Origin of the sequence: Acidovorax sp. WCS2018Noco2-16, assembly GCF_031843945.1 — a bacterium.
Taxonomy (GTDB): domain Bacteria; phylum Pseudomonadota; class Gammaproteobacteria; order Burkholderiales; family Burkholderiaceae_C; genus Paracidovorax.
Window position 1 is genome coordinate 265,946 of sequence record NZ_JAVTJJ010000001.1, and the last position, 12,757, is coordinate 278,702.

Here is a 12,757-nt window from a genome sequence, read left to right on the forward strand (position 1 = left end):
GCGCTTATCTATCAAGCGTTAGTTGCTATAACAATAATAGCATTAAGGATTTGACGACATGGCCACCACTACACCGCGCCCGTTCAAGGTTCTGGGCATTCAGCAAATCGCCATCGGCGGCACCGACAAAGAGCGCCTGAAAACGCTGTGGGTGGACATGCTCGGGCTGGCCCAGACGGGCACCTTCCGCAGCGAGCGCGAGAACGTCGACGAAGACATTCTGGCGATGGGGCAGGGCGCCCACGCGGTGGAAGTAGATTTGATGCAGCCACTGGACATCGACAAAAAACCTGCCGTGCACGCCACGCCGCTCAACCACGTCGGCTTGTGGATCGACGACCTGCCCGCAGCCGTGCAATGGCTGACGGCTCAGGGCGTTCGATTCGCACCGGGTGGCATCCGCAAAGGTGCTGCCGGCCACGACATCACGTTTCTGCACCCCAAAAGCAACGATGAGTTTCCGATCGCGGGCGAAGGGGTGTTGATCGAGCTCGTTCAGGCTCCGCCCGACGTGATCGCGGCATTGGGCTGAAAAAAAAGCGCGCTAACTTCGCGCAATTTTCAGCGAGTGTGTGAGCCTCTGAGCTTGAGATGACTGCGGAACACTGCCTTTTGGCAGCCAATGACGCGCGAGATTTTTTGATGTTGCCAAATCCCTCTAAAGCGCCATCAAAACGCCGGCAAAACCCGCTATTTGTTTTGCGCAGATGACGGCAGATGGCAACACCCCAATCTGGCGGCTTTTGTGAGCTTTGGCGCTGCACCGGTGGCTTTTTCTCCCACAGAATTCGCCCCGGAGCAACGCTGGGCCGCATGGCACCTGCCAATGCACCACCTGAATTGCATCCGACCACCGTACCCACGAAAGGCCCACCATGAGTACCGTCGCCAATCCTCCTGTCCATGACGATGCCGTTGAAGCCCGCACACATGCGCTGACCCATGCGGTTCAACTGCACCGTCGCCCGACTGCCGCGACGCCCACCGGCCCCTGGTCCATCGAAGCCATTCAGGCGTTGCTGGACAGGCCTTTCATGGACCTGCTGTTCCAAGCGCAAACGGTGCACCGGCAGCACTGGCCTGCCGGCGACATCGAACTGGCCACGCTGCTGTCGGTCAAGACCGGTGGCTGCCCTGAAAATTGCGGCTACTGCCCTCAGTCGGCCGAGTTCGACACCGGCGTGAAGGCGCAAAAGCTGATGAGCGTGCAGGAAGTGACCGCCGCCGCCCAGGCCGCCAAGGACGCCGGCGCTACCCGTTTTTGCATGGGCGCCGCCTGGCGCGCGCCCAAGGACCGCGATATCGAAAAGATGAGCGAGCTGATCGGCGCCGTGAAAGGGCTGGGCATGCAGACCTGCGCCACGCTGGGCATGCTCGAATCCCACCAGGCGCACACGCTGAAAGACGCGGGCCTGGACTACTACAACCACAACCTGGACACCGCGCCCGAGTACTACACCGACGTGGTCAGCACCCGCCAGTACCAGGATCGGCTCGACACGCTGTCGCACGTGCGGGCTGCCGGCATCAGCGTGTGCTGCGGCGGCATCATCGGCATGGGCGAAGCGCCGGTGCACCGCGCGGGGTTGATCGCGCAGCTGGCGAACCTGAACCCGTACCCCGAATCGGTGCCCATCAACAGCCTGGTACGCGTGCCCGGCACGCCGCTGGCCGACAGCGAGCCGGTGGACCCGTTCGACTTCGTCCGCGTGATCGCCGTGGCGCGCATCACCATGCCCCGCGCCCGCGTGCGGCTGTCTGCCGGCCGCCAGCAAATGGGCGATGCCGTGCAGGCGCTGTGCTTCATGGCCGGTGCCAATTCGATCTTCTACGGCGACAAGCTGCTGGTCACCGGCAACCCTGATGTGGAGGCTGACGTGCAACTGCTGTCCAAGCTCGGGCTGCCAGGGCACCGCACGACGGCGCAGGCACCAGAGCATTGATAGCGAAGCGGCCCTGCCGGGCCGCGCCTTCGGCCTACGCCTGAGAAGGCGCGTGCTTCCCACAATCAGGGCTTCTTCGAAATCACTGACATACCAGGAGCCAGCGCCATGAACCCCACCACCTCCACCTCCGCCGCCCATCAGCAGGAAACCGTGTTCGGCGTGGCGGATGGCGCCACGTATTCAGGCCTGCTGTGCCTGCGTGATGACGGCCATTACTACTTCTCGCAAGCGCAGGTCGATGGCCACAATCTGCCCATGCCCGACCAGCAGTGGTCGTCCCGCGACGAGGCAGTGAGCGCGCTCGCCGGCATGGCGTCCGGCTCCATCGCAGCGCAGTCCACCCAGCCGCCTGCGGCTTGAAAGGCGAGCGTCGATCAGCCCATTCCCTCGGGCTTGATCTGTGCGCGGTCGATCACCGGCTTCCAGCGCGCCTGTTCCTGTTTGATGAACACCTCGAACTCAACGCTGGTGTTGCCTACCGCCAAGGCGGTTTCCTGCGCCAGCTTGTCTTTCACCGCCGCGCTGCGGGCGGCCTTGATGGATTCGGCTTCCAGCTTGGCCAGGTTCGCCTTGGGCCATTTCGATGGCGCCAGCAGGCCGTACCACTGCGTCATCTCGAATCCCTTGAAACCTTGCTCGGCCACCGTGGGCACGTCGGGCATTTGCGGCAGTCGCTGCGCCGTGCCGGTGGCAATGCAGCGCAGCTTGCCAGCCTTGATGAAAGGCAGCAGGGCGGGCGCACCTACGGCAGCCGCCTGAAGCCGCCCGGCCATCAGGTCGGTCAACATGGGGCCGGTGCCGCGGTAGGGCACGTGCACCATGAAGGTGTTGGTCGCCATCTTCAGATATTCGAACGCCAGGTGGCCCGCGCTGCCGTTGCCCGCCGAGCCGTAGTTCAGCTGGCCCGGCTTGCTGCGCGCGTAGGCGATGAATTCGGTCAGGTTGCGAATAGGCAGGTCGGGATGCACCACATAGAGGCTGGGCACCTTGGACAGCAGCGTGATGGGCGCGAAATCGCGGTTGGCGTCGTAGGGCAGTTTGGGAAAGATGAACGGGTTCACGGCCAGCGTGCCGATGTGGCCCAGGATCAGCGTGTGTTCATCGGTGTTGCCTGCAACCTCCTGCATTGCGATGTTGCCGGCTGCGCCCGGCTTGTTGTCCACGAACACGTTCTGGCCGATGGTCTTGGAGAGCTCGCCGGCCGCAGCGCGCGCCACGATCTCCGAACTGCCCCCGGGCGCGAACGGCACCACCAGCCGCAGCGGCCGGCTGGGCCAGGTGGCCTGGGCACGCGATGACGCGGGCAGCATCCAGCCGGCGGTAGCGGCCAGCCCGGCGCCCAGAAAGGCTCGGCGTTCTGCCAGCGGCGGCAGGGCCGGAAAATTGATTTTGTGCATGGTGTGTTGTCTCCTTTTTGTAGATCGTCATCTCAACGGCATTTCAAGGGCATCGCCCCGGTGCCGTATCGGTTTGGCACTGAACCAACGCGTGCCATCGTGCGCCCCCCAACCTATCAAATGCCTTACAGCGAGCGGCGGCGCGCCCTCCATAATCCGCGCCATGCGCATCTTGCTGGAGCGCACTGGGCAATTGATGGATCAGCGCCAGGCGTTCGTCGATGATGCGTCGCACCAGTTGCGCACACCGCTGGCCACGCTGCGCGCCCAGTTGGACTACGCCTTGCGCTAGCCCGACGAGCAGCGCCGCACCGAAGCGCTGCAGGCATTGTCGATTGCGTTGGGCGACGCGGTGCGGGCCACGACCCAGCTGCTGACGCTGGGTCGCAGCGACGCGGCGCGGCCTGCGCGGGAACCATTGGACGCTGCACAACTGGCGCGCGACGTGGCGTTGGCGTTGCTGCCCGTCGCACGCACCCGCCAGGTCGATCTGGGTGTCGATGCACCGGCCACACCCGTGCCCGCCACGGGCGACCGAGAACTGCTTTACCAGGCGCTGCAGAACATCGTGCACAACGCCGTACAGCACGGAAGAGAGCAGGGCGTGGTCACCCTGTTGGTGGCCGCAGACGGGTTAGGCCACAGCATCACGGTGACCGATGACGGCCCAGGCCTTCCGCCCCAACTAGTTGACCGTGCCGTGTTGCCTTGCGGGCGTTGGGCTGATGCTCAGTTTTGCCACCGGCACACCTGCATCGGCGACACAGCCCATGCCCACGGCCCAATTGGCCGCAGACGCGCGCTGCATCGCTCCGGCCAAGCCCGGCGGCGGGTTCGATCTGACATGTCGCCTGCTGGTGGAAGCATTGTGCGGCCGGGCCGGCGAATCGCCTGCCTCGGCATTGCGCACGGTGTACCAACCGGGCGGCATCGGTGCGCTGGCCTTTCGCAATACGCTGATGCAGCGCCCGGCCGATGCGGGCATGCTGATGGCGTTTTCATCAGGGTCGCTGCTGAATCTGGCGCAGGGGCGTTTTGGCCCTTACAGCGAACGCGATGTGCAATGGGTTGCCGGTGTCGCGATGGGCTGGGGCGTACTGGCGGTGCACAAGGATGCGCCCTATCAGTCCCTGGCAGATCTGGCGCGGGCGATGCGCGATCAGCCCGGCCGGCTGGTGTTCGGCGCTGGCGGCTCCATCGGAAGCCAAGGCTGGATGAAGGCCGCTCTGCTGAACCGCGTCGCAGGGCTGAACCACAAAAACATGCGATTCGTTGCTTATGAGCGCGGAGGAGAGGCGCTGGGCGCCTTGGCCGGAGGCCATGTTCAAGTCGTCGCCGGCGATGCCGCAGAAGTCAGTGTGCAGATGGACCAGGGAGCGCCCGTCAAAGTGCTGGCGATCCTTGCGCCCACCCGCAGAGGTAGGCGCTGGGCTTTCAGTTCCCACCGCCCGGGAACAAGGCTACGACGTGCAATGGCCTATTTTGCGCGGCGTGTACGCCGGGCCAGAGGTGCAAGCCGCCCACATCGTGCGCTGGCAGGCCGTGATCGCCACTGGCATGGCCAGTTCGGCGGCCCAGCAAGAGCTCAAGCGGGTCGGCTTGGAAGGCATGGTGCTCAGCTCCAGCGAGTTGCAGGCCCGCATCTCGACCCAGATGTCGACCTACAGGGCGCTGGCTAAAGAGTTCGGCCTGACACGCTGATCGGGCCAGGCTACGACGCAGTCAGCGCGACCACTTGCGATCAGGCCGGGGCGTGATCGTGATGTCGACGGCTTTCTGGACCAGCGGCTTGCCAGTCACCGCATCGGACGCCACGACGTCTTCAAGCTGCAGCTTCTGCACGTCAGAGTTGGTGGACTGTTCCAGGTCGTCCAATACGGCGGCCACCTTTTTCTCTGCCTTCTCGACAGCGGGAGGTTTTGTTTGGGGCATGGTGATTAACGTTGATTTCGTGGGATCGTCGCAGCGCCTGGCTCGACGGGAGAGGTCACAGTGCCTCAACAGGTTGTCATCCAATGGCTTATGTGGTTTTGCGCGCGTCGGTGCGGGTCATGGTGCACCAACGCATGCGTTGAAAGACCCAAGTATTGAGGGGCTGGAACGCAAGAATTATTGGATACACATTTACCCACGCTTTTGTTATTTTACATAATATACATCGTATCTAGTCATGCGGCAGTTGTTCGTCGTATGGGACGCTTGCCACACCGAGCCTCCAACCAATACACCGCATCAATACGCGGCCTACAGTCCCTCTTCGCTAGGCTTTATCGTCGGCCAACCCACGCGACCGAACCATGCGCCGCCTGCAATGGCCATCGCGTTCATCGAACCGTAGACCACCAGCGCCACGGCCTGGGCTGAGAACACCTGGGTCAGCGTGCCTTCGGATTCCAGCGCCCACCAGCCGCCGATGGCCGCGATCATCAATCGGGCGACGTTGCCGCCGACCGGCCATGCCAGCCGGCCAGCGCCTTGCGATGCGAAATACAGCGCCAAGCCCAGCCCAAAGAATCCGTAGACAGGCCCTACAACGCGCAGATATTGGGCGCCGGCTTCCAGCATGGCCGGGTCGGATCCAAACAGGCCGAGCCAAGCCCGCGGAAACAGCGCGGCAGCCAGGCCGATGGTTTCTGTCAACGCAAAGGCGACGCTTGCGCCGATCCAGGTGGCGCGCATTGCGCGCTCGCGGTCGCCGGCGCCCAGGCAGGTGCCGACCAGCGTCACCAATGGCGCACCCAGCCCGAACACCAACGGGACGAGGATGTATTCCAGCCGCGATGCGGTGCCATAACCTGCAATGGCGGCCGGCCCGAAATGCCCGACCAGGCCGGTGGCGATGCCGATCGTGAGATTGGTCGCCACCGTAGAGACGGCACCGGCCAAACCCACGCGCAAGATGCCGCCGAAGAACGCCCCGCGCAGCTGAAGCCCTTGCCACGTCAGCCGAAGCAAGCTGTGCCGTGAACGAAGGTAGGCACACAGCGCCAGCGTGCCGCCCAGGTAATACAGCACCAGCGCCAAGGCCCCGCCCGCAATGCCCATGCCCGGAATCGGCCCCCAGCCGAAGATCAGCACGGGCGACAGCGGCACCAGCAGCACCGTGCCTGCGGTCGTGACTTTGGCCGGAAGCGCCATGTTGCCGGTACCGCGCACCACCGCCGACAGCGCATTGAAGAGCCACACCAGTACCGCACCGGCAAACACCGTGTGCGAATAGGTCAGCGCTGCGTCCAGCGACGCGCCCTCCCCGCCCATCGACCGGTACAGCGCCGCCCCACCCCACCACAGCACTACGGTGAAAACGAGCCCGAATACCAGCGAAATTACCAGCCCGGCCCATGCGAGCGACTCCGCCTGCGCACGGTCGCGACGGCCCAATGCGCGGGCAATGGCCGATGCAATCGCGCCACCCATCGCACCCGCGGACGTCATCTGCATCAGCATGACGATGGGAAAGACCAATGCCATGCCCGCCAGCGCGTCAGTGCCCAGGCGGCCGATGAACCAGGTTTCGATCAGGCCGGCCGACGCCTGCGCCACCATGATCAGCACGTTGGGTGCGGCCATGCGCAGCAGCAACGGCGCCAGCGGAGCCTCCAGCATGCGGCGGGTGCGCGGGTCGAGTTCGGCTTGTGGCGCGGAAGGGGCCGAACCTAGGGCCGAGGCGGATATGGCGTTGGTCATGGCACGTTTAATCAAGCGGGTTGCGCAACGGCTTTCGCGGGGCGGGCCGGGCGCTGGATCAGCAGCACCAGCCCTGCAGCCAGCAGGCAGGCCGCGCCCGCGGCGTACAGCGCCGGCGTATAGGTCAGCAGCAGCGTGCGTGTGAGGCCCGCGCCCCAGGCCGCCACTGCCGCGCCGATCTGGTGGGCGGCAAAAATCCACCCGAAGACGAGCCCGACCTTCTGCGGCCCGAACGCGGCGCCGGCCAGCTTGACGGTGGGCGGCACGGTGGCGATCCAGTCCAGGCCATAGAACATGGCGAACAGGCCCAGTCCGTAGAAGGTGAACTCGGAATGCGGCAGCCAGAAGAGCGACAGCCCGCGCAGGCCGTAGTACCAGAACAGCAGCTTGCGGTTGTCGTACCGGTCGGACAGCCAGCCCGAGAGGACGGTGCCGACGAAGTCGAACGCGCCCATCATCGCCAGCACGGACGCGGCCGGCACAGCGCTCATGCCGTTGTCTGCGCACAAAGAGATGAAGTGGGTCTGCACCAGCCCGTTGGTGGACAGGCCGCAGATGAAAAACGTGGCGAACAAGATCCAGAAGGTGCCGCTGTGCGACGCCTCGGCCAATGCGTTGAACGGCGTGGCGAAGGTCATCACCATGGCCGGTGGCTGCGCCGCCGCTGTAGCTGGAGCAACGTCGCCGTAGGCGGCCAGGCCTACGTCCGCCGGGCGATTGCGCACGAAGGCCAGTGCCAGCATGCCGACCAGCGCGCAGGCGACGAAGATGGGCGCAATGGCAGATCGCCATCCCCAGTGCTCGATCATCCAGGCTGCGAACGGCAAGAACGCCAGTTGCCCCGTCGCCGCGCTGGCCGTCAGCAGCCCGACGACCAGGCCGCGCCGCGCGACGAACCAGCGGTTGGCCACCACCGCGCCCAGCACCAACGCAGTCAGGCCGGTGCCCAGGCCCAGCAGCAGGCTCCACAGAACGAACAATTGCCACAACTGGCTGGCCAGCGTGACCAAAGCCATGCCAGTGCCGACCAGTGCCAGGCCCAGGCACATCACGGCGCGCAGGCCCCAGCGCTCCATCAGCACGGCGGCAAACGGCCCCATCAGTCCGAACAACGCAAAGCGCAGCGCCAGTGCGGTGGAGATCTGGTCCGTTGACCAGCCGAACTCCTTGGACAGCGGCTGCAGCATGGCACCCGGCAGGCCCAGCGCGGCCGACATCGTCAGCATGGTCAGAAACGTGATGCCTGCGACCAGCCAGCCGTAGTGGATGCCCTTGGGCTGCAGAAAGCGTGCGGCGTGGTTGGACAGCATGGGCAGGCCCCTTATGTAGAAAAGCGTGAAGGAATACGGGGGTCGTACGAGCCAAGCCGCTCAGCGCTGTGCGACAGTGGCGGCGTCGGTGTCCAGCAAGCGCACCGTGTCGTCTAGCAACGCGTGCAGCGCCGCCACATGCGCCACACCCAGCCGTTCGTTGAGCGCCTCTTGCGCGATGCGCCAGTGCCGCTGCGCCTCCTGGCGCTTGGCCCGTCCGGACTCGGTCAGTTGCACGCTGCGACTGCGGGCGTCTTCCCCTGCCGCCACTTCCACCCAGCCCGCGTCCTGCAGCGGCCGCAGATTGCGCGTGAGCGTGGATGCGTCCATGCGCATGGCGCGCGCCAGGTCGCCCGGCCGCACGGGGCCGAGGCTGAGGATGTGCGAGAGCAGCGAATACTGCGTGGTCTTCAGCCCGGTCTTGCCGACTTCAGCGTCGTAGTGCTGGGTGACCAGACGCGTCACCTGGCGCAGTTTGAGGTTGGTGCAGCCTCGGGGCTTCGTGGGGGTGTCCATGGCATATGATTGTATCTGCAACAATTGCACATGCAACTAAGGAGAGGTATATGGCGATGGAAGAAACCTTGGCGCAGTGGATGGCACAAGAACGCGCAATAAAGGAACGAATGGACGCTGGCCCGGGAGCCGGCGTTGCCACACCCGCGCAGATCGCCGGCAAAACCGGGCTGGAAGTCATGCAGTCCATGCTTGCCGGCGAGCTGCCCTACCCTCCCATCGCGCAGACGTTGGACTTTTCGCTCATCGAAGTGGCCGAAGGCTCGGCGATCTTTCAGGGCACGCCGGGCGTGGCGCACCTGAACCCCATGGGCACGGTGCACGGCGGCTGGTTCGCCACTCTGCTCGACTCCGCCCTGGGCTGCGCCGTGCACACGCGCATGCCGGCCGGGCGCGGCTACACCACGGCCGAGCTGGGCGTGAATATCGTCAAGGCCCTCACGCCCAAGGTGCCACGCGTGCGCGCCGAGGGCCGCGTAATCCACTGCGGCCGCCAACTGGCGACTGCCGACGCCCGCTTGTTCGGGCCGGACGGCACGCTGTACGCCCATGCCACAACCACCTGCTTGGTCTTTGAACTGCCGGCACAATCGCGGGCATGAGATTCCTCCACACGATGCTGCGCGTTGGCAACCTCCAGCGCTCGATTGACTTCTATACCAACGTCCTGGGCATGCAACTGCTGCGCCAGTCCGAAAACCCCGAGTACAAGTATTCGCTGGCTTTTCTGGGCTTCGACGGTGGCAACCCCGGCCAGGCGGAGATCGAGCTGACGTACAACTGGGGCACCGAAAGCTACGACCTGGGCACGGCCTACGGCCACATCGCCCTGGGCGTGCCCGACGTGTACGCGGCCTGCGACAAGATCAAGGCCGCCGGCGGCAACGTGACGCGCGAACCTGGCCCGGTCAAGGGCGGCAAGACGGTGATCGCATTTGTGACCGACCCCGATGGCTACAAAATTGAGCTGATCGAACGCAAGAACGACGTGAGCGCGGGAACGGGCCTGCGCTGAAGGCGAGGCGCAATGCTCTGTTTTTGATAGCTACTAGCGCTTTATGCATAAGCGCTAGAGGCCAATTTCATTCATATTTTGGCAGCCGCGGCAGATCAGCCGACCGCCTGCCCTGCCAGTTGCTGCAGCGCCTCGCCTGTCAGCCGGTAGCGAATCCACTCCGGCTGCGGCTTGGCATTCAGGCTGTCGTAGAACTCGATGGACGGCGTGTTCCAGTCAAGCACGCTCCACTCGAAACGGCCGCAGTTCTTATCCACCGCAATGGCAGCCAGATGCTGCAGCAGCGCCTTGCCGGCGCCCTTGCCTCGGCATTCAGGTGACACGTACAGATCTTCCAGGTACAGGCCGTGCAGGCCCTGCCAGGTAGAAAAGTTGAAGAAGTACACGGCAAAGCCCACCGGCCTGTCGTTGTCCAGGCAGATCAAACCAAAGACCGCCGGGTTGGCGCAGAACAGCGTGCGCTCCAGATGCTCGCGCGTGGCCAGCACTTCATGCTCCGCCTTTTCGTAGGCAGCCAGGTCCCGCACAAACTGCAGGATGACGGTGGTGTCTTCGATGGTGGCGGGGCGGATGGTCAAGCGATTCATGGTTCGAGTGGGCAACGATAGAGAAAAGGCTGCGCCAGCATAGCGCGCACATCGCCATCGTTCGACGCTATATTTTTAATAGCTACTAGCGCTTGATGGATAAGCGCTAGAGGCCAATTTGGCTATATTTATCCACGCTGCTTCATCGCCATCCGGCCCACCACCCCACAAGCCGCTGCCGCCACCAGCGCGACTGCAGCGCCGGCCCACCCCACGCTGCCCACGCCCCACAGCGGAATGCTCGCACCGCCCAAAATGGCACCCAGCGCGATGCCGCCATTGGCGGCAGACACGTTGATCGTCCCTGCCAGCGCCTGCGCATTCGGCGCAGACTTCATCACCCGCAACTGGCAGATTGGGTAAAGCGCCGTGTTGGCCACGCCCCACACCGCCAGCGCAATCACCAAGCCGACCGGTTGCTGGGCAAACAGCACCACCGCCACCATGCCCAGCGCCAACATCACGCTGAAAGCGGCGGTCGTGGCCAGCGGCCGGCGGTCCACCCACAGCCCGCCCAGCCAGTTGCCGACCAAACCCACCGCGCCAAAGCCCATCAGCCACCAGCCCACGTGCGAAGGCGGCACCTGCGCCACTTGCTCCAGCAACTCGGCCAGATAGGTATAGCCGGTGAACATCGCGGTGAAAACGAGTACAGAAAGCACCACGTTGGCCACGAAGGCCGGGTTGCGCAGATTGCGCGCCTGCGTCGCAAAGCCCACGCGCTGGCCGGCCTTCATCGTGGGCATGGCCCACTGCAGCAGCACCGCCACCAGCAACGACAGCGCCGCCAGAATCCAGAAGGCGGCGCGCCAGCCGATGGCATCGCCCGCCAGCGTGCCCAGCGGAATGCCGAACAGCATGGCGCCCGAAATGCCCAGGTAGACCATCGACACCGCCCTGCCCGCCCGCTGCGGCCCGGCTAACTGTGCGGCGGTTTCGCTGGCAGTTCCCCAGAACACCGGCAAGGCCAGGGCCGGCACGATGCGCGCAATCGCCAGCACCCAGATGTTCGGCGCCATGGCTGCGATTGCATTCGACACGGCAAACAGCACCAGCACCGCCATGAACAAGCGCTTGCGCTCGACATGCCCCAGCCACGCGGTCAGCACCGGGCCGCACAGCATCACCACCACCGCGAACAGCGTGACCAGTTGCCCGGCGGTGGAAACCGACACACCCAAGTCTCTGGCCAAAGCCGGCAGCAGGCCCACCATCAGGAATTCGGTGGTCACGATGACGAATGCGGCAATAGCCAGAACGGCGATGGACGACGTGCCGCCTTTTATGACGGTCAATTCAATGTGCGAGGGCTCAGTGGCGAGCGTTGACATGGGCTTGGCTTTCTTTGGGGTCAACCAGCCAGCTTATTCACGGCGCGTGTTCGAACCAACGCTTCTAGATGCCTGCTCCTGCTGAGGGCCGGGCGTCCTGCGCGCACCGCACAAAGGCACGCACCATCGCGCTGGCCTGGCGCTCTGCCAAACACACCACATGCGCGTAGGTGCGTACTTTGGCATCGCTCAGCCGCACTGCGCGCAAGCCCGGGCCTGGCACATATTCCACCTCGGAGACGGCCGCTATACCGACGTTCTGCAACACCGCCTCGCGGATGATCTCCCGGCTGGCGATCTCCATGACAACGTCAGGTTTCACTCCCGCCGACTCCATGGCCATTTCGATGGCCTTGCGGGTCGTGGAACCCGATTCGCGAAGGATCAGCCTCTCACCCTGCAACTCGGCAATGCCAATACTGCGCCGCTGCGCAAAGGGATGCTGCGTCGAACAAAAGATCGTCACTGCGTGCTCGCTGTAGGGCACTGATACGAACCGCTCGTCGCTGGCCACCTGCGCGAGCACACCGACATCGGCACGGTAGTCCGCCAGTCGGTCCAGAACCTCTTGCGAATTGCCCGTGCTCACCGATACCTTGACGCCCGGATAGTGCTGGTTGAACGCCACCAGCATGCGCGTGACGTGTGACGGCCCCACCGCTGCCACGCGCAAGTGGCCCGTGCGCAGCTCACCCGACTCTCGCAGCAGCTGGACCGCCTCGGCCTCCAAGCCAAAGATCTGCCGAGACAAGCCCATCAGACGTTCGCCCATCTCCGTGGGCTGAACCCGTCGCCCCGCGCGGTGGAAGAGTTCGACGCCGTAGAGCACTTCCAGCTGGCCCACTTGCGTCGTCACGGTGGGCTGGCTGACATGCAGGCTTCGGGCCGCTGCTGTGAAGCTGCCGGTGGTCGCTACGGCGTGGAACGAGCGTAATTGGGTCAGTCGCATGGGTGTCTGGATGCAGGCT

General features: G+C 64.6%; 15 protein-coding genes and 2 pseudogenes. 9 read left to right on the plus strand and 8 right to left on the minus strand.

The annotated features are described in order from the left end of the window. The first annotated feature begins 58 nt into the window (after positions 1-58). From RQI28_RS01170 to RQI28_RS01180, 3 genes are all read left to right on the plus strand, one after another. A complete protein-coding gene (locus RQI28_RS01170) occupies positions 59-532 on the plus strand; it encodes a VOC family protein (RefSeq protein ID WP_311220766.1) in 474 nt (157 codons plus the stop codon). Positions 533-875: 343 nt separating this feature from the next. Then, on the plus strand, positions 876-1,943 hold the full coding sequence (bioB, locus tag RQI28_RS01175; protein ID WP_311220767.1) for a biotin synthase BioB: 1,068 nt from the start codon (positions 876-878) through the stop codon (positions 1,941-1,943). A gap of 108 nt (positions 1,944-2,051) precedes the next feature. Continuing rightward, positions 2,052-2,306: a hypothetical protein gene (locus tag RQI28_RS01180; RefSeq protein ID WP_311220768.1), complete on the plus strand. Its 255-nt coding sequence runs from the start codon at positions 2,052-2,054 to the stop codon at positions 2,304-2,306. Between the two features lie 14 nt (positions 2,307-2,320). Here RQI28_RS01180 and RQI28_RS01185 read toward each other — a convergent pair whose 3' ends face one another. Continuing rightward, positions 2,321-3,343, minus strand: a complete 1,023-nt coding sequence (locus RQI28_RS01185; RefSeq protein ID WP_311220769.1) for a tripartite tricarboxylate transporter substrate binding protein — start codon at positions 3,341-3,343, stop codon at positions 2,321-2,323. A 163-nt stretch (positions 3,344-3,506) separates the two neighbouring features. Here RQI28_RS01185 and RQI28_RS01190 point away from each other — a divergent pair, with 163 nt between their 5' ends. The 4 genes and pseudogenes from RQI28_RS01190 (at position 3,507) to RQI28_RS01205 (ending at position 5,044) form a co-directional block, all read left to right on the plus strand. Further along, entirely contained in the window at positions 3,507-3,635 is a 129-nt protein-coding gene (locus RQI28_RS01190; RefSeq protein ID WP_311220770.1) for a histidine kinase dimerization/phospho-acceptor domain-containing protein, read from the plus strand. A 225-nt stretch (positions 3,636-3,860) separates the two neighbouring features. Continuing rightward, positions 3,861-4,028, plus strand: a pseudogene (locus tag RQI28_RS01195) (ATP-binding protein); the annotation flags it as partial. Positions 4,029-4,425: 397 nt separating this feature from the next. Next, a pseudogene (locus RQI28_RS01200) lies at positions 4,426-4,704 on the plus strand (tripartite tricarboxylate transporter substrate-binding protein); the annotation flags it as partial. A 106-nt stretch (positions 4,705-4,810) separates the two neighbouring features. Further along, a complete protein-coding gene (locus tag RQI28_RS01205; protein WP_311230409.1) occupies positions 4,811-5,044 on the plus strand; it encodes a hypothetical protein in 234 nt (77 codons plus the stop codon). Between the two features lie 21 nt (positions 5,045-5,065). Here RQI28_RS01205 and RQI28_RS01210 read toward each other — a convergent pair whose 3' ends face one another. From RQI28_RS01210 to RQI28_RS01225, 4 genes are all read right to left on the minus strand, one after another. Further along, positions 5,066-5,275 carry a hypothetical protein gene (locus RQI28_RS01210; protein WP_311220772.1) on the minus strand — a complete coding sequence of 70 codons (210 nt, stop codon included), beginning with the start codon at positions 5,273-5,275 and terminating at the stop codon, positions 5,066-5,068. Between the two features lie 312 nt (positions 5,276-5,587). Then, positions 5,588-7,030, minus strand: a complete 1,443-nt coding sequence (locus RQI28_RS01215; RefSeq protein WP_311220773.1) for an MATE family efflux transporter — start codon at positions 7,028-7,030, stop codon at positions 5,588-5,590. Between the two features lie 11 nt (positions 7,031-7,041). Beyond that, a complete protein-coding gene (locus tag RQI28_RS01220; protein WP_311220774.1) occupies positions 7,042-8,340 on the minus strand; it encodes an MFS transporter in 1,299 nt (432 codons plus the stop codon). Positions 8,341-8,400: 60 nt separating this feature from the next. Then, complete coding sequence (locus RQI28_RS01225; RefSeq protein WP_311220775.1) at positions 8,401-8,856, minus strand: MarR family winged helix-turn-helix transcriptional regulator; 456 nt, start codon at positions 8,854-8,856, stop codon at positions 8,401-8,403. 50 nt (positions 8,857-8,906) lie between these two features. Between RQI28_RS01225 and RQI28_RS01230 the strand changes: the two genes are divergently transcribed. After that, positions 8,907-9,458 carry a PaaI family thioesterase gene (locus tag RQI28_RS01230; protein ID WP_311220776.1) on the plus strand — a complete coding sequence of 184 codons (552 nt, stop codon included), beginning with the start codon at positions 8,907-8,909 and terminating at the stop codon, positions 9,456-9,458. Next, positions 9,455-9,871 carry a lactoylglutathione lyase gene (gloA, locus tag RQI28_RS01235; RefSeq protein WP_311220777.1) on the plus strand — a complete coding sequence of 139 codons (417 nt, stop codon included), beginning with the start codon at positions 9,455-9,457 and terminating at the stop codon, positions 9,869-9,871. Before RQI28_RS01230 ends, gloA begins: the two co-directional genes overlap by 4 nt. Positions 9,872-9,966: 95 nt before the next feature. Here the strand turns inward: gloA and RQI28_RS01240 are convergent, their stop codons facing one another. From RQI28_RS01240 to RQI28_RS01250, 3 genes are all read right to left on the minus strand, one after another. Further along, a complete protein-coding gene (locus RQI28_RS01240) occupies positions 9,967-10,458 on the minus strand; it encodes a GNAT family N-acetyltransferase (protein WP_311220778.1) in 492 nt (163 codons plus the stop codon). A 128-nt stretch (positions 10,459-10,586) separates the two neighbouring features. Next, positions 10,587-11,789, minus strand: coding sequence for an MFS transporter (locus RQI28_RS01245; RefSeq protein WP_311220779.1), 1,203 nt, complete (start codon positions 11,787-11,789; stop codon positions 10,587-10,589). Positions 11,790-11,853: 64 nt separating this feature from the next. Continuing rightward, complete coding sequence (locus RQI28_RS01250) at positions 11,854-12,738, minus strand: LysR substrate-binding domain-containing protein (protein ID WP_311220780.1); 885 nt, start codon at positions 12,736-12,738, stop codon at positions 11,854-11,856. Between the last annotated feature and the right edge of the window lie 19 nt (positions 12,739-12,757).

What these genes read in the sequence shown, in the direction of transcription:
- RQI28_RS01190 (WP_311220770.1), top strand. Translation starts at nt 3,507, where the DNA reads ATGCGCATCTTGCTGGAGCGCACTGGGCAATTGATGGATCAGCGCCAG.
- RQI28_RS01250 (WP_311220780.1), bottom strand. Translation starts at nt 12,738, where the DNA reads ATGCGACTGACCCAATTACGCTCGTTCCACGCCGTAGCGACCACCGGC.
- RQI28_RS01180 (WP_311220768.1), top strand. Translation starts at nt 2,052, where the DNA reads ATGAACCCCACCACCTCCACCTCCGCCGCCCATCAGCAGGAAACCGTG.
- RQI28_RS01215 (WP_311220773.1), bottom strand. Translation starts at nt 7,030, where the DNA reads ATGACCAACGCCATATCCGCCTCGGCCCTAGGTTCGGCCCCTTCCGCG.
- RQI28_RS01245 (WP_311220779.1), bottom strand. Translation starts at nt 11,789, where the DNA reads ATGTCAACGCTCGCCACTGAGCCCTCGCACATTGAATTGACCGTCATA.
- gloA (WP_311220777.1), top strand. Translation starts at nt 9,455, where the DNA reads ATGAGATTCCTCCACACGATGCTGCGCGTTGGCAACCTCCAGCGCTCG.
- RQI28_RS01230 (WP_311220776.1), top strand. Translation starts at nt 8,907, where the DNA reads ATGGCGATGGAAGAAACCTTGGCGCAGTGGATGGCACAAGAACGCGCA.
- RQI28_RS01225 (WP_311220775.1), bottom strand. Translation starts at nt 8,856, where the DNA reads ATGGACACCCCCACGAAGCCCCGAGGCTGCACCAACCTCAAACTGCGC.
- RQI28_RS01220 (WP_311220774.1), bottom strand. Translation starts at nt 8,340, where the DNA reads ATGCTGTCCAACCACGCCGCACGCTTTCTGCAGCCCAAGGGCATCCAC.
- RQI28_RS01185 (WP_311220769.1), bottom strand. Translation starts at nt 3,343, where the DNA reads ATGCACAAAATCAATTTTCCGGCCCTGCCGCCGCTGGCAGAACGCCGA.
- bioB (WP_311220767.1), top strand. Translation starts at nt 876, where the DNA reads ATGAGTACCGTCGCCAATCCTCCTGTCCATGACGATGCCGTTGAAGCC.
- RQI28_RS01170 (WP_311220766.1), top strand. Translation starts at nt 59, where the DNA reads ATGGCCACCACTACACCGCGCCCGTTCAAGGTTCTGGGCATTCAGCAA.
- RQI28_RS01240 (WP_311220778.1), bottom strand. Translation starts at nt 10,458, where the DNA reads ATGAATCGCTTGACCATCCGCCCCGCCACCATCGAAGACACCACCGTC.
- RQI28_RS01210 (WP_311220772.1), bottom strand. Translation starts at nt 5,275, where the DNA reads ATGCCCCAAACAAAACCTCCCGCTGTCGAGAAGGCAGAGAAAAAGGTG.